This is a genomic window from Xinfangfangia pollutisoli, from assembly GCF_020179405.1.
Lineage (GTDB): Bacteria > Pseudomonadota > Alphaproteobacteria > Rhodobacterales > Rhodobacteraceae > Pseudogemmobacter > Pseudogemmobacter pollutisoli.
In genome coordinates, this window is sequence record NZ_JAICBZ010000001.1 from 22,952 (window position 1) to 39,109 (window position 16,158).

General features: G+C 65.1%; 13 protein-coding genes and 1 pseudogene. 3 read left to right on the forward strand and 11 right to left on the reverse strand.

Features of this window, described 5'->3' with window-relative positions:
• Positions 1-10: 10 nt before the first annotated feature.
• The 5 genes from K1Y73_RS00100 to K1Y73_RS00120 all read right to left on the reverse strand — a co-directional run bounded on the left by K1Y73_RS00100 (position 11) and on the right by K1Y73_RS00120 (position 5,669).
• Positions 11-901, reverse strand: coding sequence for an ABC transporter permease (locus K1Y73_RS00100; RefSeq protein WP_225025869.1), 891 nt, complete (start codon positions 899-901; stop codon positions 11-13).
• Complete coding sequence (locus tag K1Y73_RS00105) at positions 898-1,920, reverse strand: ABC transporter permease (protein WP_225025870.1); 1,023 nt, start codon at positions 1,918-1,920, stop codon at positions 898-900. The genes K1Y73_RS00100 and K1Y73_RS00105 overlap by 4 nt, the downstream gene beginning before the upstream one ends.
• Positions 1,917-2,981, reverse strand: coding sequence for an ABC transporter ATP-binding protein (locus tag K1Y73_RS00110; protein WP_225025871.1), 1,065 nt, complete (start codon positions 2,979-2,981; stop codon positions 1,917-1,919). Before K1Y73_RS00110 ends, K1Y73_RS00105 begins: the two co-directional genes overlap by 4 nt.
• Positions 2,978-3,994, reverse strand: coding sequence for an ABC transporter ATP-binding protein (locus K1Y73_RS00115; protein ID WP_225025872.1), 1,017 nt, complete (start codon positions 3,992-3,994; stop codon positions 2,978-2,980). The genes K1Y73_RS00110 and K1Y73_RS00115 overlap by 4 nt, the downstream gene beginning before the upstream one ends.
• A 127-nt stretch (positions 3,995-4,121) precedes the next feature.
• Complete coding sequence (locus K1Y73_RS00120; protein WP_225025873.1) at positions 4,122-5,669, reverse strand: ABC transporter substrate-binding protein; 1,548 nt, start codon at positions 5,667-5,669, stop codon at positions 4,122-4,124.
• A 258-nt stretch (positions 5,670-5,927) separates the two neighbouring features.
• Here K1Y73_RS00120 and K1Y73_RS22150 point away from each other — a divergent pair.
• Together K1Y73_RS22150 and K1Y73_RS00125 are read left to right on the forward strand one after the other, a co-directional pair.
• Positions 5,928-6,110: pseudogene (locus K1Y73_RS22150) on the forward strand (helix-turn-helix domain-containing protein); the annotation flags it as partial.
• Entirely contained in the window at positions 6,111-6,716 is a 606-nt protein-coding gene (locus K1Y73_RS00125) for an IclR family transcriptional regulator (RefSeq protein ID WP_318248203.1), read from the forward strand.
• A 34-nt stretch (positions 6,717-6,750) separates the two neighbouring features.
• Here the strand turns inward: K1Y73_RS00125 and K1Y73_RS00130 are convergent, their stop codons facing one another.
• Positions 6,751-7,758 carry an NADPH:quinone reductase gene (locus tag K1Y73_RS00130; protein ID WP_225025875.1) on the reverse strand — a complete coding sequence of 336 codons (1,008 nt, stop codon included), beginning with the start codon at positions 7,756-7,758 and terminating at the stop codon, positions 6,751-6,753.
• A gap of 23 nt (positions 7,759-7,781) precedes the next feature.
• Positions 7,782-9,233: an amidohydrolase gene (locus K1Y73_RS00135; RefSeq protein WP_225025876.1), complete on the reverse strand. Its 1,452-nt coding sequence runs from the start codon at positions 9,231-9,233 to the stop codon at positions 7,782-7,784.
• 291 nt (positions 9,234-9,524) lie between these two features.
• Between K1Y73_RS00135 and K1Y73_RS00140 the strand changes: the two genes are divergently transcribed.
• Complete coding sequence (locus K1Y73_RS00140) at positions 9,525-11,231, forward strand: M28 family peptidase (RefSeq protein WP_225025877.1); 1,707 nt, start codon at positions 9,525-9,527, stop codon at positions 11,229-11,231.
• Between the two features lie 201 nt (positions 11,232-11,432).
• On the opposite strand, the gene K1Y73_RS00145 is transcribed toward K1Y73_RS00140, so the two are convergent.
• From K1Y73_RS00145 to K1Y73_RS00160, 4 genes are all read right to left on the reverse strand, one after another.
• Positions 11,433-13,001 carry an ABC transporter substrate-binding protein gene (locus K1Y73_RS00145; protein ID WP_225025878.1) on the reverse strand — a complete coding sequence of 523 codons (1,569 nt, stop codon included), beginning with the start codon at positions 12,999-13,001 and terminating at the stop codon, positions 11,433-11,435.
• 155 nt (positions 13,002-13,156) lie between these two features.
• Positions 13,157-14,149, reverse strand: a complete 993-nt coding sequence (locus K1Y73_RS00150) for an alpha/beta hydrolase family protein (protein ID WP_225025879.1) — start codon at positions 14,147-14,149, stop codon at positions 13,157-13,159.
• Positions 14,146-15,183 carry an ABC transporter ATP-binding protein gene (locus tag K1Y73_RS00155; protein ID WP_225025880.1) on the reverse strand — a complete coding sequence of 346 codons (1,038 nt, stop codon included), beginning with the start codon at positions 15,181-15,183 and terminating at the stop codon, positions 14,146-14,148. Before K1Y73_RS00155 ends, K1Y73_RS00150 begins: the two co-directional genes overlap by 4 nt.
• The gene (locus K1Y73_RS00160) at positions 15,180-16,151 is read right to left on the reverse strand and encodes an ABC transporter ATP-binding protein (protein WP_225025881.1); all 972 of its coding nucleotides are present in this window, start codon (positions 16,149-16,151) and stop codon (positions 15,180-15,182) included. Before K1Y73_RS00160 ends, K1Y73_RS00155 begins: the two co-directional genes overlap by 4 nt.
• Positions 16,152-16,158 lie beyond the last annotated feature (7 nt).

A 16,158-nucleotide genomic window follows, 5' to 3' on the forward strand; every position in this document is an offset into this window, starting at 1 on the left:
TGCCCGTCGCCTAGCGGCGCGACTTCGGGTCCAGCACGTCGCGCAGCCCGTCGCCCAGCAGGTTGAACGACAGGACGGTGACGAAGATGAAGATCCCCGGGAAGACCGACAGGAAAGGGTGCGTCGTCAGATAGCGCTGCGCCTCGTTCAGCATGGCGCCCCATTCCGGCATCGGCGGCTGCGCGCCCAGGCCCAGAAAACTCAGCACCGCCGCGGCCAGGATCGCATCGCCCAGCGACAGGGTGAAATACACGATCAGCGGCCCCAGGATATTGGGCAGGATCTCGTGCAGGATGATGCGGAAGTCCGATGCGCCGATGCTGCGCGCGGCCTCGACATATTGCAGCTGCGCCACCGACATCGTGGCGCCCCGCACCACGCGGGCAAAGCGCGGAATGCGCACCAGCCCGATCGCGATGATCCCGTTTTGCAGCGACGGCCCCAGGATCGCGGCGATCAGCACCGCCATCAGCACATAGGGCAACGCCAGAACGATATCCATCGCCCGCATCAGCACGCTGTCCACCATGCCGCCGTAATAGCCGGCCAGAAGCCCGATGATCGTGCCCGCCACCAGCGAGATCGTCACCGCCAGAAGCCCCACGGCAAGCGAGATCCGCGTGCCCTCGACCACCCGCGAAAACACGTCGCGGCCGATCTGGTCGATGCCGAAAGGATGCATCCAGCTGGGCCCTTCCAGCACGCCATCGGTGAAGGCATCCACCTCGTAGGGGGCGATCAGCGGCGCGAACAGCGCCACCAGCAAAAGCAGGCTGACACAGACCAGGCCGACCAGCGCGCTGCGGTTCTCGACCACCAGCGCCAGCCCGGCACGAAGCCGGGAAAGCCGGCCGGATTTCGGGAGTTCGGCGCCGGGGGCGGCGTTCAACGGGATGCTCATGCGTGAACCCTCGGGTCGATGATGCCGTAAGAGATGTCGACGATCAGATTGATGAAGACGATGATCACCGCGTAGAAGATGATCGCGCCCTGCACGACCGGATAGTCATGCGCAAGAATGGCCTGCATCAGATGCCGCCCCAGTCCCGGCCAGGAGAACAGGGTTTCGGTGACGATCGAGCCGCCCAGATAGACCCCGATCTCAAGCCCAAGGATGGTGACGACCGGGATCATCGCATTGCGCATCACATGCCGCATCACCACCGCCGGAAAGCTAAGTCCGCGCGCCAGGGCGGCATTCACATAGTCTTCGTTGATCGTCTCCAGCACGCTGGCCCGCGTCGTGCGCGCAATCAGCGCGGCGGGCGCCGTCGACAGGGTGATCGCCGGCAGCACGATATGCGACAGCACGTTCAGGAAGGCCGCGCCGTTCAGCGTCAGCAGACTGTCCAGCAGCTTGAACCCGGTCACATGGGTCAGCGACACTTCGTATGAGATCATGCCGCCGGTCGGGAAGATGTCGAAATAGACCGAGAAGACGACGATCAGGATGGTGCCGAACCAGAAGACCGGGATCGAGATGCCCGAAAGCGTGACGAACATCACCAGCGTGTCGAAGAAGGACCCGCGCGTCATGCCGGCGATGGTGCCCGCCGCGACGCCGACCACGGCCCCGATCAGCACGCCCAGAAAGGCAAGTTCCGCCGTGGCCTTCAACCGGTCCAGCAGGATCGGCAGCACCGGCTCGTGGTTCTGCAGGCTTTGGCCCATATCGCCCTGCAGCAGATTGCCCAGCCAGGTGAAATATTGCACCACATAGGACTGATCCAGCCCCATCTCCTTGCGCAGCGCGGCCAGGGTTTCCTCGGACACGGCCTCGACGCCGACGATGGTTTCCACCGGATCGCCGGGGATCGCGCGCATGGCGGCGAAGACCACCACCGTCAGCACAAGCAGCACGAAGGCGGAATTGACGAAGCGTTTGCCGATCTTCGCCAGAACGGAATGGGAATTGCTCATGCGGCAGGCTCCTCGCCTGGTCCGGCGGCAAAGGGCGCTGCGCCGGGAAGATCGTTGTACAGATGGCAGGCGACCGTTCTTCCCTCGACGGTCTGCGGCAGCGGCAGTGCGGTGTCGCAGATCCCGGGGATGCGCCTGGGGCAGCGGGTGTGGAAGGCGCAGCCCCTGGGCAGGTTCACATTTGACGGGATCTCGCCCTTCAGCAACGCCCGTGTCTTGCCCCGCACCGATTTGTGGCTGGGCGTCGCTTCCATCAGCGCCCGTGTATAGGGGTGCAGCGGGTTGGCCCAGATCGTCTCGACCGCGCCGCTTTCGACGATCCGGCCCATATACATCACCGCAACCCGATCGGTCAGATAGCCGATGAGGTTCAGATCGTGGGTGATGAACAGGCTGCCCAGGTTCAGGTCGCGTTCCAGTTCCTGGATCAGGTCGATGACCTTGGCCTGAACCGACACGTCCAGCGCCGAGGTCGGCTCGTCCAGGATCAGGAATTTCGGGTTCAGGATCAGCGCCCGGGCAATCGCCACGCGCTGGCGCTGGCCCCCCGACAACTCGTGCGGATAGCGGTCGAAATGCGCCGGCGTCAGATGCACCCGGTCCAGCATTTCCAGCGCCTGCGCCCGCCGCTCGGCCGGAGTGCCGCGCTTGTGGACAACCAGCGAATCCGTGATGATCGTGCCGACTTTCCGTCGCGGATTTAGCGAATTGTAGGGGTCCTGGAACACCATCTGGACCTGTTCGCGGAAGGCCAGCGGGTCAAGGCTGCTGACCGGCTGGCCGCCCAGCGTCACGCGGCCGCCCGTCGGGGCCTGCAGCTGCACGAAGGCCCGGGCAAGCGTGCTTTTGCCGCTGCCCGATTCCCCCGCGACGCCGACCATCTCGCCGCGGCGCACAGCCAAGGTCACATCCTGCACGGCCCGGACCGCCGCACGTTCCTTGCCACGCAGAAACGGCAACAGCCCGCCGCCGCGCACCGGAAAGCTGACGCTCAGTCCGGTGACGGCAAGGTCTCCGTCCGCCTGCGCCGCCCGAGGGGTCTTGTCTGACATGTCGTTCATTCCCTGCCCCCGTCCGCGGCCTGCGCCCCCGGCAGGGGCTGCTGGCAGGCCACGAAATGCCCTTCCGCCACCTCGATCATCTGCGCCTTGTCCGGGTTGACCCCGCCCCGGCCCAGCCGGCGGTCGGCATAGGCATAGCCCTTTGGCGGGGGGGCGACGCGCCGCACCTCGCCGATCGGGCGGCCGCGCTGCTCGGGCGAGGGAAGCGCGGCGATCAGTGCGCAGGTATAGGGGTGGCGCGGATCTTGAAACAGGCGGTCGGCCGGTGCGATCTCGACGATCTGACCCAGATACATGACGGCGATGCGGTCGCAATTCTCGGCCGCGACGCCAAGATCGTGGGTGATCATGACCAGCGCCGTGCCCAGATCCGACCGCAGCTGGTTCAGCAGATCCAGGATCTGGGCCTGGATCGAGACATCCAGCGCCGCGGTCGGCTCGTCGGCGATGATCAGCTCGGCCCCGGCGACCGTGGCGATCGCGATCATCACCCGCTGCGCCATGCCGCCCGACAGTTCGAAGGAATAGCTGCGCATCACCCGGTCGGGATCGGGCAGGCCGACCCGCGCCAGCTGCGTCAGGCACCGCTCCCAGGCCTGGGCTTTCGTCACCCCGTCCCGGGCTCGCGCGGCTTCCATGATCTGGCTGCCGATGGTCTTCACCGGGTTCAGCGCCCGCTTGGCCTCTTGGAAGACCATCGCGACCTGCCGGCCGCGGATCGCCCGCAGCGCCCGCGCCGACAGCCCCGTCAGCTCCTGCCCCTTCAGGCGGATCGACCCGCCCGAGATCCGGCCGCTTTTCGGCAGCAGGCCCATGACCGCGCGCGCGGTCATGCTTTTGCCGCTGCCGGTTTCGCCCACGATGCCCAGGCTTTCGCCGGGGGCAAGGTCAAGGGTCACCCCGGCCAGCGCCTGAACGGGCCCCTGCCGGGTGTCGAAAAAGAGATCAAGATCCCTGATGGCCAGAAGGCTCTGACCTGTCGGCATTGCGCCGTTCAGCTGTCCGGGGGTCACGTCGTCGTCCTTGTGATCAGCGCGTGGGCGGTCCTGGCTGATCCGCCCACGATCCAGACTTCTGCCCAGGCTTTTGCCCAGGCTTCTGCGCGCGGCGGCCTTGCGGGCCGCGCGCCCGCGACCGGCCTTACTCGGCCAGAGTGGCCGCGTTCAGGTACACCTGATTGGCCGGGTTGCGGTAGACGTTCGACACTTTGGACGACATGCCAAGGCTGTAGACCGGATGGGCCAGGAAGACCGCGACGGCTTCGTCCGCCAGGATCTGCATCGCCGCGCCGTAATCTTCCTGCCGCTGCGCATCGTCATAGGTGTTGCGGGCGGCATCGAGCAGTGCATCCAGCTTGTCGTTGCGCAGACGCCCCACATTGCCCGAATCGATGAAGCGCGAATGGAACATCGGATAGAAGACGCCCTCGGGATCGACGGTCGAGGCCGTCCAGCCGCCGACGGTGATGTCGAAATCGCCCGATCCGCGGCGGGTCAGCCAATCGGCCCAGGTGACCATCTCGACCTTGGCGTCGATGCCGACCGCCTTCAGATCGGCCTGGATGATCGCCACGCCATCGGTGGGCGAGGGGAAATAGGGCCGCGCATTCGAGAAGGACATGAAGGTCAGGCTGAACCCGTCGGGATAGCCCGCTTCGGCCAGCAGCGCCTTGGCGGCCGCGGGATCGTAGGGATATTCGGCCAGCCCGTCGACATGGCCGATTTCGCCCTTGGTCATCACCTGCTGGTCCAGCGCGCCGATGCCGAAGAACGAGATCTTGTAAAGCCGCTCGCGGTTGATCGCCATCTGCAGCGCCTTGCGCACCCGCACATCCTGCAGCGGGCCGTGTTCGGTATTGATGAACAGGCTTGAGAAGCCGACCGAATTCACCAGATCGACATTCACCTCGTCCGTCGCATCCAGATCGTTGATGCGGTTGAACGGCACATCGTCGATCAGATGCACCTCGCCCTTCTGCAGGGCCAGGATGCGCACGTCGTTTTCGGGAATGACCCGCACGATCAGACGCTCGATCTTCGGCACTTCGCCCCAGTAATCGTCATTGCGGACCAGTTCGATGATGTCCTGCTTTTCCCAGCGCACGAATTTGAACGGGCCGGTGCCGACCGGATGGTCGTTCAGCGCCTCGGGGTTCGCGGCGATGGCGGCGGGGCTGACGATATAGGCCGGATAGATCGCCAGATTGTACAGCAGCGCCGGCTGCGCGACCGAGAAATGCAGCTTGACCGTGTGGTCATCGACCGCCTCGATCTGGGTCAGGTCGCCCAGCTTGCTTTTCCAGCGGATGAAACGGTTGGTGTAGCTGGGATGGGTTTCGATGAACTGGCGCTCGAACGACACCTTGACCGCTTCGGCGGTGAAGGGCGTACCGTCATGGAAGGCCACGCCCTGACGCAGATGGAAGGTCCAGACCAGCCCGTCTTCCGACCGTTCCCAGCTTTCCGCCAGCGCGGGAATGACCTTGGTCGTCGGCCCGTCGAACCGCACCAGCCCGTCGAACACCCAGTCGGCGATCTTGAAATCCTCGCTTGAGGTCGCCATTGCCGGGTCCAGCACCGCCGAATCCTGGCCGCGCCCATAGACCAGCGTCTGCGCCGAGGCATCGACCGTCGCGGTCGCAAGCACGAGCGAGGCCAGCACCCCTCTCAAAACCGTTCGCAATCCCATCCGTATTCTCCTTGTTGGGCGATGTCGCAGGCGATGTTCCGAACCTTCTGCCTTCTGCGGGCGGATCTGTTCTGTCTTTGGTTCGGTTCGCTATACGATACTTGTCACATCATAGTATGAACCACATATATTTGTCTACTCCCCGAATTCCGCAAAGCTGCGCGACCGGGCGCCGCGCGGACGCCCCCGCCGGCAGGGCTGGCGCATCGGGCTGTGGCACGGTAGGGCTAAGGGGACACGAACCCAGGGAGAGCCAAAATGCTGGCCGAAAGTGCGTCAAAGAAGAGCAGTTACAACGTTTCTGCCGTTGAAAGCGCCCTTGAACTCCTGATGCTTGTGGCCGAGAATCCCGGACAGGGCCTGTCCGATCTTGCCCGTCTGTCGGGATATTCAAAGCCGCGAACCTTCCGCCTTCTTCAGACGATGGAGACAAGCGGTTTCGTGGTCCGAACCGGCAATGATGCGCAATACCATCTGGGCAAGCGGGCGCATCAGCTGGGCGAACAGGCGAAGAACCAGATCGACCTGGCCGCGATCTTCGCGCCGATCGTGCAGGAATATGTCGCCAAGACCAATGAGACGGTGCAGATCCGCACCCGCGTCGGGCTGGAAAGCGTCTGCCAGCACTTCGCCGAGCCGGACCGGATCGTGCGCTTCCATTGCGTGCTGGGCAGCCGCAACCCGCTGCATGTCGGCTCCAGCAAGATCCTGCTGGCCTTCGCGCCCGACCGGGTGCGCCGCAACGTGTTTTCCGCCCCGCTGAAGAAATTCACCGATGCCACCAAGATCAGCCCCGCCGCCCTGACCGCGCAATTGCAGCAGATCGTCGACACCGGCTATTGCATCAGCCGCGGCGAGACCGACCCCGACGCCGTCTCGGTCGGCGCGCCGGTGCGCGACAGCCATGACGAGGTGGTCGCCGCCTTTATAATCGCTGCCCCCGCCTCGCGCGTTTCGGACACGCGGATGGAGGAACTGGCGGCGCTGGCCATCGAAGCCGCGCGAAAATGCGAAGGCGCGCTGCAGAACGCCATGCTTGCCGGCTAGGGCGGGCCCGGATCGCGGATCCGGGCGCCGGCCCTCAGGCGTCAAGGTCGCGCACGGCGACGATCACCTTGTTGACGCCAGCGCCGGCCTCGATCCGCTCTTCGGCGGCCACGATATCGTCCAGCGCATAGACGATGGGTTCGGGCGCCATCAGCTGGCCGCGGTCCAGCAGGGCCGAGATGTCGCGCCGCGCCGCCATCCGGCGGTCCTCGGACAGGTACTTGCCCTGCACCATATGCAGGGTGATGCCCTTCGATGCCATGGCGTAATAGTCGATGACCGGGTGCGGCGCCCGGGTCGAGGAATAGCTGGCGATCACCCCGTTCATCCGCATGACCTTGATATTGTTGGCAAGGTTCGCGCCGAAATCCACCTCGACGATGCGGTCGACGCCTTGGCCGCCGGTCGTCTCAAGCACCTTTTCGGCGAAATCCGCGTCGCGGTAGTCAAAGACCACGTCGGCGCCGCGGGCCCGGGCGATCTGCGCCTTGGCCTCGTCGCTGGCCGAGGCGATGACGCGCGCGCCGCTCCACCGCGCGAACTGGATCGCGAACTGTCCCACCGCCCCGGCGCCGGCATGGATCAGGATCCATTGCCCCGCCACGCTGCCATCGCGCAGCACCGCGGTATGGGCGGTGATCGCCGGCACCCCAAGCGAGGCGCCAAGCGCCATCGGTGTCTTGTCGCCCATCGGCACGGCATAGGCGGCATTCACCACCGCATATTCGGCCGCCGTACCGCCCCCGGCCCGGGCCACATCGGCGCGGAAGGTCCAGACCCTTTCGCCGATCCGGCTTGCAGGCACGCCGGGCCCGACCTTCTCGATGAAGCCCGCGCCATCGGCATGCGGGATCACCTTGGGCGCGAAAAGCGGCCGGCCGGTCCAGCCCGAGCGCGCCTTGGTGTCATGCGGGTTGCCGCCCGAGGCATGGATCCGCACCAGAACCTGGTTGGGCCCGGGCGCGGGGGTTTCCATCTCGCCGACGATCATCACCTCGGCGGCGGGGCCGGTCTTTTCGTACCAGGCAGCTTTCATCGACATATGCTCCGTTCGATCTGGCAAGGTTAGTGCGCGGCCTGGCCGGGGCGCGGCGGCAGGACGGCATCGGGGATCAGCGTCTTGTAGCCATGCCCGCCCTTGCGGTCGGCAAGTTCCGCCTTGGCCGCCGCGATCAGGCCCGGATTGAGGATCGCCTCCAGTCCCGCCCGTGCCATCGCATGCCCGGCATGGGCCATGGACTTATGCGCGCCCGCGCTTTTGCCCTGGGCCACGACCTGCCAGCTGTGAACCGGCGTGCCCACCGCCCAGACCGGCATCCAGATCTGCGCGGTCGGCACGACCCAGCTGACATCGCCGACATCGGTCGATCCGGCGCGGAAATGCGTGGTGCCGTCAAAGGCCAGAATGCCATTGTGCAGCACCGTCTCGGTGCCGATCCGGTTCAGCACCGCATCGCCCTTGACGTTGTAAAGCCGCAGCGAGCTTTCCACCATTTCCGGGGTCAGGGTTTCGCGGATCTGCTGGGCAAAGTCGAAATCGGCCTTGTCGAAGGGCACCGGGCCGATCGCCAGGATCGACTGGTGCAGCGCGTTCTCAAGCGTATGGCTGGGAATAAGGTTCGCACTGGCGCTGACGAATTCGTTTTCCGTGGTGGTGTCGGTCATCATCGCGGCGCCCGCGGCGATCCTGTCCACCCGCGCGATCAGGTCGGGCAGGTCGGACAGGCGCGGGCTGCGGATGTAGTAATGCGCCGCCGCCGTCGATTGCACCACATTCGGCGCCGAGCCTCCGGCATCGGTGATCGCGTAATGCACCCGGCAATCCGAGGGGATATGCTCGCGCAGGAAATTCACGCCGATATTCATCAGCTCCAGCGCATCCAGCGCGCTGCGCCCCAGATGCGGCGCGTTCGAGGCATGGGCGGATTTGCCGAAGAAGCGGTAATTCATCCCGGCCACGGCCAGATTTTCGGTGGACCGCACCCCGCAGAACGGCGCGGGGTGCCAGGTGAAGGCCAGATCCACATCGTCGAACAGACCGGCGCGCACCATGAAGGCCTTGCCCGCCCCGCCTTCCTCGGCCGGGCAGCCGTAATAGCGGATCCGCGCCGTCAGGCCCATCTGCGCCACGGTTTCAGCCAGGCTTGCCGCGGCCAGCATCGCCCCGGCCCCCAGTAGATTGTGCCCGCAGCCATGGCCATTGCCGCCCGGAACCGGCACGCTGGGCGCGGCGACATCGGCCGCCTGGCTCATGTTCGCAAGCGCGTCGAATTCGCCCAGAAAGGCGATCACCGGGCCGTCGCTGCCCTTTTCGGCGACAAAGGCCGTCGCCATGCCGGCCACGTCGCGCGTCACCGCAAAGCCCAGCTTCTCCAGCGTCTCGGCCTGCAGGGCAGCCGAGCGCAGCTCGTCAAAGCGGGTCTCGGCAAAGTCCCAGATCCGGTCGCTGACATCGACGAATGTCGCGGTCAGCCGGGTGACGATCCCGGAAAGCGAGGCTGCGGGGTCCTGTGACATTCCTGTCTCCAATGCGCTTGGCCGGGCCGGAAGGCAAAGCGGATCGCGCCGGCCGACGGTGCGTTGCGGTGAGGACTCCTGCATAGGCCGGATCGCCAAGAGAGGAAAGTCGGTTTGTACATTGATACGATATTTCTTGTCTGCCGAACCAAACCATGCGATAGGCCAAGACGGAACACCGCGCCCCGACCGCGGTTTCAGCCGTCGGCGGAGACGTTTGGACGGCCGCGCCACAGATCCGAGGTTCGCCGCCCGCACGAGCCCCGGCCCACAGAGATCAAGGGTTCGAACGTGCCAGATACCGGAAACAGCCGCGCCCTGACCGACCAGGTTTCCGCGGAAAACATGCTGGATTTCCTGAAGCGGATTCAGCATTTCCAGAAACTGTCGGGCAGCCGCGAAGAGCTTGAAAGCCTTGCGATCCTGCGCGCGGAAATGGATGCGCTTGGCTTTCGCACCCAGCTTCTCAGCCATGATGCCTTCATCAGCCTGCCGGGCAAGGCCTTCTGCCGGATAGGCGGCGAAACCATCGACGCGATCACCCATTCCGCGGCGCGGCCCTCGGGGCCCGATGGCGTGACGGCGCCGATGGTGGATCTGGGCGCCGGGACCGCGGCGGATTTCGCGCGCAGCGATGTTGCGGGCAAGATCGTGGTGGTGCGCGGCCTTGCGACACCCGCGATGGCAGACCGTGCCTCGCGCGCGGGGGCGCTTGGGCAGATCCACATTTCCGACGATGACCAGCGCCATGAAATGTGCGTCTCGCCGGTCTGGGGCAGCCCCTCGGCGGAAACGCTGGGCGAGATGCCGCAGACCGTGGTCGTCACCATCGGCCGGGAAGAGGGCGCGCGGCTTGCCGACAGGCTGGCGGCGATGCCGGGTCTGGAGGCCACGCTCTTTGCCGAAATCGACGAGGGCTGGCGCAAGACCCCGATCCTGATTGCCGATATGGACTGCGACGGCGCCGCGGCCGAGGGGCCCTTCGTGCTGTTCTCGGGCCATCACGACACCTGGTATGAAGGCGTGATGGACAATGGCAGCGCCAATGCCACGATGATCGAGACGGCACGCATCCTGGCCGGCTGCCGGCCCCTGTGGCAGCGCAGCCTGCGCATCGCCTTCTGGTCCGGCCATTCGCATGGGCGCTATTCCGGCTCGACCTGGTATGCCGACAATCGCTGGGACGAGCTGGAGCGGCGCTGCGTCGCGCATGTGAATGTCGATTCCACCGGCGGCATGGGGGCCAATGTCCTGACCGGCTCGGGTTCGTCAGCCGAGTTGCGGGCCATCGCGCAGCTGGCGATCCGCGACCATGCGGGCCAGATCTATGAGGGCGTCCGGCATGGCCGGGCGGGCGACGAATCCTTCTGGGGGATCGGCATCCCGTCGGTCTTCAACAGCCTGAGCCACCAGAACCCCGGCACCGGCGACAAGCATGGCGCGCCGAAGCTGGGCTGGTGGTGGCACACCGCGCATGACACGCTGGACAAGATCGACCCGCAGAACCTGCGGCGCGACACGCAGGTCTATCTGCGGGTGGTGGCGGAATTGCTGCTGCGGCCGCTTCTGCCGCTGGACTATCGCCTGCATGCCGCCGAGCTGGGCCAACATCTTGACCGTCTGGCCACCAGGCTGGGCGACCGGCTGGACCTGCACGAGGCGCAGGATCATCTGGCCCGCTTCTCCGCGGCGCTGGACGGGCTGGCCGCCCGGGCCGAGGCCGCGACCGACGGGGCGCAGAGGCAGCGGGTGAATGCGGCGCTGGTGCGGGTATCGCGGGCGCTGGTGCCGATGGATTACACGCGCGGCGACCGCTTTGCCCATGATCCGGCGCTTGCCCAGCCGGCCTGGCCGGTGCTGCTGCCCGTTCAGCAGCTTGCCGGGCTGCAGGACGGCGATCCGCGCCTGCCCTATCAGGCCACCAGCGCCAGACGCGCGCTGAACCGCCTGAGTTTTGCGCTGCGCGAAGCGGCGCGGGCGGCGGCCGAACCGGGCTAAGCGCCGCGGCGGTGACAAGGCGGGGCCAGACCTGACCGGCGCAAGCCTTCGCGCATTTGCAAGTGGAATGACATGCAGCACGCCGTCCATCTGTCAGGGCGGCAAGCATCGGTGAACAGCTGTTCGGTACGACATAAATGAAACGGCGCGCGTCTTAAACGCGCGCCGTTCTGCATTTCGAAAGTCGGGGTCACCCCGCCTTTACGGATGGATGTAGCGGATATCCCAGTCATCGTTGATCGCGGGCTCGAAGCTGACATTCCCGGCGGTCGCCCAGTTCGACTGCAGAAAATAAAGCGGGAGGACGCCGGTCTCCTCCATGCCGATCTTCATGGCCTCGGACATCAGGGCGCATTTTTCGTCGCGGTCAAAAGCGAGCAGCGATTTGCCAAGCGCCTCATCGAACTTGGCTGAGGAATAACGGCCGCGATTGACCCCGCCGATCCCCCGGTCGGCGTCATAGGTGCCGAGCATCGACTTCAGATAATCTTCAGCCGAAGGGAAAGTGCCCGCGTAGGAATATTCCATCACGCTGTATTCGCCCTTGGTCGCGTTGGCGGTGAAATTCGCGAAGGCCAGCGCGTTGACATCGTCGATCTGGATACCGCCCTGCGCCCACATCTGCGCGACAGCCAGCGCGACATCCGCGTCCTTGGCAAAACGGTCGTTGGAAGAGTGGATCGTGATCGCGAAACCGTCCGGATATCCCGCTTCGGTCAGCAGCGCCTTGGCGCCCTCGACGTCGCGCTCGGCCTCGGGGATGTCAGGATTGTACCCGCAGATACCCGCTTGCACGAGCTGGCTTGCCGGTTCGCCGCCACCCGCCACGCGGTCGACCAGCAGCTGGCGGTCGACCAGTTTGGACAGGGCAAGCCGCACGCGGGAATCCATCAGCGGGTTGGGGTTCAGCAGCTTGCCGGACTTGTCCTTGACGAAGGGGCTTTCGCGGTCGCGCTGGTCGAACTGCAGATACACGATGCGAACGGTGGGAACGGACCACACTTTCGCACTGCCCGACCCGTTGATCCGATCGATGTCGTTCGGAGAGACCCCATCGATGAAATCCACGTCGCCACTCAGCAGCGCCGCCACGCGCGAGGCTTCGTTGGGGATGAAACGCATGGTGACATGCTCCCATTCCGGCAGCCCGCCCCAATAGTCATCGAAACGCTCAAACTTGACATTGTCGCCACGGGCCCAGGACACGAACTTGTAGGGTCCGGTCCCGATCGCCGCCTTGCCAGCGTTGAAATCCTCGGTGGTTGCGCTTTCCGCAACGGCTTTGTTCACGATCGGAATCCGCCCGACGCTTTCGATCGCGGCCGGCCACGGCTCTTTGGTCACGATCTTGACAGTCAGATCGTCCACCGCCTCGACGGTGATGTCACCCCTCAGCCGGAAATAAGAGGACGGGGAATTCGGCACATTGACCGAGCGGTCAAGCGAGAACACGACATCCGCCGCAGTCAGCCTATCGCCGTTGTGGAATTTCACGTCCTTGCGCAGGTGGACAATCCAGGTGTTCGGGTCGACGTTCTCCCAGCTTTCGGCCAGTTCGGGAACGATCTCGAACTTGGAATTCGGCGTGACCAGCGACTCGAAGGTCATGTGCTTTGACGGCTGGTCATTGCCGGCGTTGTTGAAATGCGGGTCGATCGACGATTGTTCGGTCAGCCGGCCGATGGTCAGATCCTGCGCCCAAAGGCCCGTCGCGGTGCTGGCGAAAAACGCGGCGCATGTCGCCGTCGCCAGGATGCGTTTGGTTTTCATGTCTCTCCTCCTCCGTTTTGGTGTTCGTCTGGTGCTGTGGCCGATGTCGCACCTGCCAGAGCGACCCGTTGCGACGCATTTATCAGGCAATAATTCCGTTTCTTGCATCAGTTGGGCCGATTTGACCCATTGGGTCGGGGGCCCGTCCCGCCCGTTCAGGGCTGCACATTCTCCTTCAGCCAACGATGTATGATCTGCGCGACGTCCTTGTTGTTCCGTTCGCACGGCATGCAGTGGGTGTTGCCGTGAAGGCCGATGGATGGCAGGTCGATCACCTCGGACTTTGCGCCCTTCTCGCGGATTGCCTCGGCATAGGCGCGGCAGGCGTCGCGATTGCGCATCCAGCGGGGATCGGTTTCGATATAGTCGCCGAAAAGCCCGAGCATGGGCGTGCGGAAGCCTTCCGGCAGGGGGTTGCCGCTGCCCGACTGGGCGGGCTCGGCCAGCACGAGGCCACGCACAAGATCGGGGCGCGCTTCAGCGGTGCGGCAGGCAAACGAGGCGCCCTGGCTTGTCGCGATCACGATGCAGGGGCCGATGCGGTCAACCAGATCAAGATAGCCCTGCAACACCGCCCGGTCCGTGCCGATCCAGCGCGGGACATTTCCCTTCATGAACCCGTCGAAATGGTCGAAAGGGAATTGGCATTCTGGCCCACCGGCAAGCCCGCCTTGCGGCGTCTGTGCGACCGGGCCGGCGCGCATCCGGTTCACGACATCCTGGAAGGAGGCGCGACTGGGTTCTTCGCCCCAGATCTCAAGCGGCGGACAGGGCCAACCTGAACGCCCGCGCTCGACCGCATCCGAGCAATAGACCGGCCAGCCAAGCCGCAGGAAGATGTTCAGCCAACCGTCCCGCCCGTCCGGCGTGGTTTCCCAGGTTGCGCCGGTGCTTCCGCCCCCATGCCAAAGCAGCAGTGGCAGACAGTCGTCTGAACCTTCCGGCAGGAAATACTGCACATACATCTGCTCGACCCAGTAGGTTCCGTTCGGGTCGATGGTGACCGGCGTTCCCTGCGGGCTGAACAAGACCTCGCGCGAAGGCTTTCCGGTCACCTGCACCTTGCGGCCACCGACATAGAACGACCCCATGTCCCGCAGACGGATCGGCCCCTCCGGGTTTGCCGCGATCTTGGCCTGTATCGTCATGCGACCTCTCCTGTAGCAATGCTGCGCTGGCCGGCCTGCCCCGAGAACAGATGGCAGGCGACCGTATGGCCGGGCCCAAGGCTTTGAGCCGCGGGCTTCAGTTTCTTGCAGACCTCCATCACCTGGGGGCAGCGGGTATGAAACCGGCAGCCGCTGGGCGGGTTCAGGGGGCTTGGAACCTCGCCCGCGATCCCCGCGAACCGCCGTTTTACGGGTTTCGGCTTGGGCATCTCGGCGATCAGCGCCCGCGTGTAGGGATGAGCCGCATGGTCGAACAGCTGCGCGGCAGGCGCCTGTTCGACGATTTCGCCCAGATACATCACCACGACCTGGTCAGCGATGTGCCGCACGACCCCCAGATCGTGACTGATGAACAGGCTGGTCAGCTTCAGATCAGCCTGAAGATCGGCCAGAAGATTCAGGATCTGCGCCTGGACCGAGACATCAAGCGCCGAGACGGCCTCGTCGAAGACCACCATGTCAGGCTGCATCGCCAGGGCACGGGCAATGCACACCCGCTGCCTTTGTCCGCCCGAAAGCTGGTGCGGATACCGGTCAAGATGCCCCTCCGCCACGCCGGCCATCTGGGCATAGCGGCGGACATAGGCGTCAAGCTGGTCCGCCGAGACATAGCGATGCACCCGCGGCGCCTCGCCGATCAGGCTGCGAATGCGCATCCGCGGATTCAGCGAGGCATAGGGGTCCTGGAACACAATCTGGGTCTTCAGACGGATGCGGCGCGCCTCTTCGCGGTCAAGCTGTTCAAGCCGTTTGCCGTTCCTGGTGATATGCCCCGCAGTCGGTTCCAGCAGCCCGCCAGCGATCCGCCCCAAGGTCGTCTTGCCACAACCGGATTCGCCGACAAGCCCGGTCATTTGCCCCGCCCGCAGCGCAAGATTGATGCCGGAAAGGGCCTTTACCCCCTGCGTTTCCGTCTGCCTGCCTTTCACGAAATCAACCGAACGGGCAATCAGGCCCTTCGACCGGCTGAAGGTGCGATCCACGTCATGGAACGTCATAAGATCCTGGGTCATGCAGAAACCTCCAACGGGTGCCAGCACCGGAATTGATGGCTCTTGGTCTGGTCGGTGACGGGGTCGGTTGCGCATTGCGCCGTGCTGCGGTTACAGCGGGGCAGGAAGCGGCAGCCCGACGGAATCGATCCGGGGCTGGGGATGGCGCCGGGGATCTGCGCCAGCCGCGCACCTTTTTCCAACGCCGTCGGGACCGAGTTCAGCAGACCCTTCGTATAGGGGTGCCGCGGCGTGCTGAGCACCTCGAAGCAGGTGCCCGTTTCGACGATCTTGCCGGCGTACATGACCGCGATGCGGTCGGCGAGGCCCGCGGCAAGGGCAAGGTCATGCGTGACCCACAGAAAGGCCGTTCCGAACTTTGCGCTCAGATCCTGGACCTGGGCCAGGATCTGGCTCTGGGTCGTGACGTCAAGCGCGGTCGTCGGCTCGTCGGCAATGATCAGATCGGGGCGGTGCAGAAAGGCGATGGCGATCGCCACCCGTTGCCGCATGCCGCCGGAAAATTCGTGCGGATAGCAGCGCATCCGCTCTTCGGGCGAGGGGATGCCCACAAGGCGCAATGCCTCGCATCCCTCGCGCCAGGCCTCTGCCCAGGACACCCTGCGATGCGCCCGGATGGTCTCGGCCACCTGCGTCCCGACGCGAAGAACCGGGTTCAGCGTCATCATCGGGTCCTGGAAGATCATCGCCAGCCGGTTGCCGCGCACCCGCTGCATCGCCGTTTCGTCCAGAGCCAGCAGGTTCTGGCCGCCGAACAGAACCTCGCCAGCGAAATTGATCCCGCCCTCAAGCATTCCCATGATGGCAAGCCCGGTCAGGGTCTTGCCGGATCCGGATTCGCCGACAAGGCACAGCACTTCGCCCGCGCGGATGTCGAGGCTGACATCCTCGATGATCGCCCGGCGCTGCGCGCGGTCACCAAGCCAGATGTTAAGATCGCGCACCCTGAGGGTTGTGGTGTCCTGCATGTCCATG

What these genes read in the sequence shown, in the direction of transcription:
- K1Y73_RS00150 (WP_225025879.1), bottom strand. Translation starts at nt 14,149, where the DNA reads ATGACGATACAGGCCAAGATCGCGGCAAACCCGGAGGGGCCGATCCGT.
- K1Y73_RS00145 (WP_225025878.1), bottom strand. Translation starts at nt 13,001, where the DNA reads ATGAAAACCAAACGCATCCTGGCGACGGCGACATGCGCCGCGTTTTTC.
- K1Y73_RS00110 (WP_225025871.1), bottom strand. Translation starts at nt 2,981, where the DNA reads ATGAACGACATGTCAGACAAGACCCCTCGGGCGGCGCAGGCGGACGGA.
- K1Y73_RS00120 (WP_225025873.1), bottom strand. Translation starts at nt 5,669, where the DNA reads ATGGGATTGCGAACGGTTTTGAGAGGGGTGCTGGCCTCGCTCGTGCTT.
- K1Y73_RS00155 (WP_225025880.1), bottom strand. Translation starts at nt 15,183, where the DNA reads ATGACCCAGGATCTTATGACGTTCCATGACGTGGATCGCACCTTCAGC.
- K1Y73_RS00135 (WP_225025876.1), bottom strand. Translation starts at nt 9,233, where the DNA reads ATGTCACAGGACCCCGCAGCCTCGCTTTCCGGGATCGTCACCCGGCTG.
- K1Y73_RS00100 (WP_225025869.1), bottom strand. Translation starts at nt 901, where the DNA reads ATGAGCATCCCGTTGAACGCCGCCCCCGGCGCCGAACTCCCGAAATCC.
- K1Y73_RS00105 (WP_225025870.1), bottom strand. Translation starts at nt 1,920, where the DNA reads ATGAGCAATTCCCATTCCGTTCTGGCGAAGATCGGCAAACGCTTCGTC.
- K1Y73_RS00160 (WP_225025881.1), bottom strand. Translation starts at nt 16,151, where the DNA reads ATGCAGGACACCACAACCCTCAGGGTGCGCGATCTTAACATCTGGCTT.
- K1Y73_RS00130 (WP_225025875.1), bottom strand. Translation starts at nt 7,758, where the DNA reads ATGTCGATGAAAGCTGCCTGGTACGAAAAGACCGGCCCCGCCGCCGAG.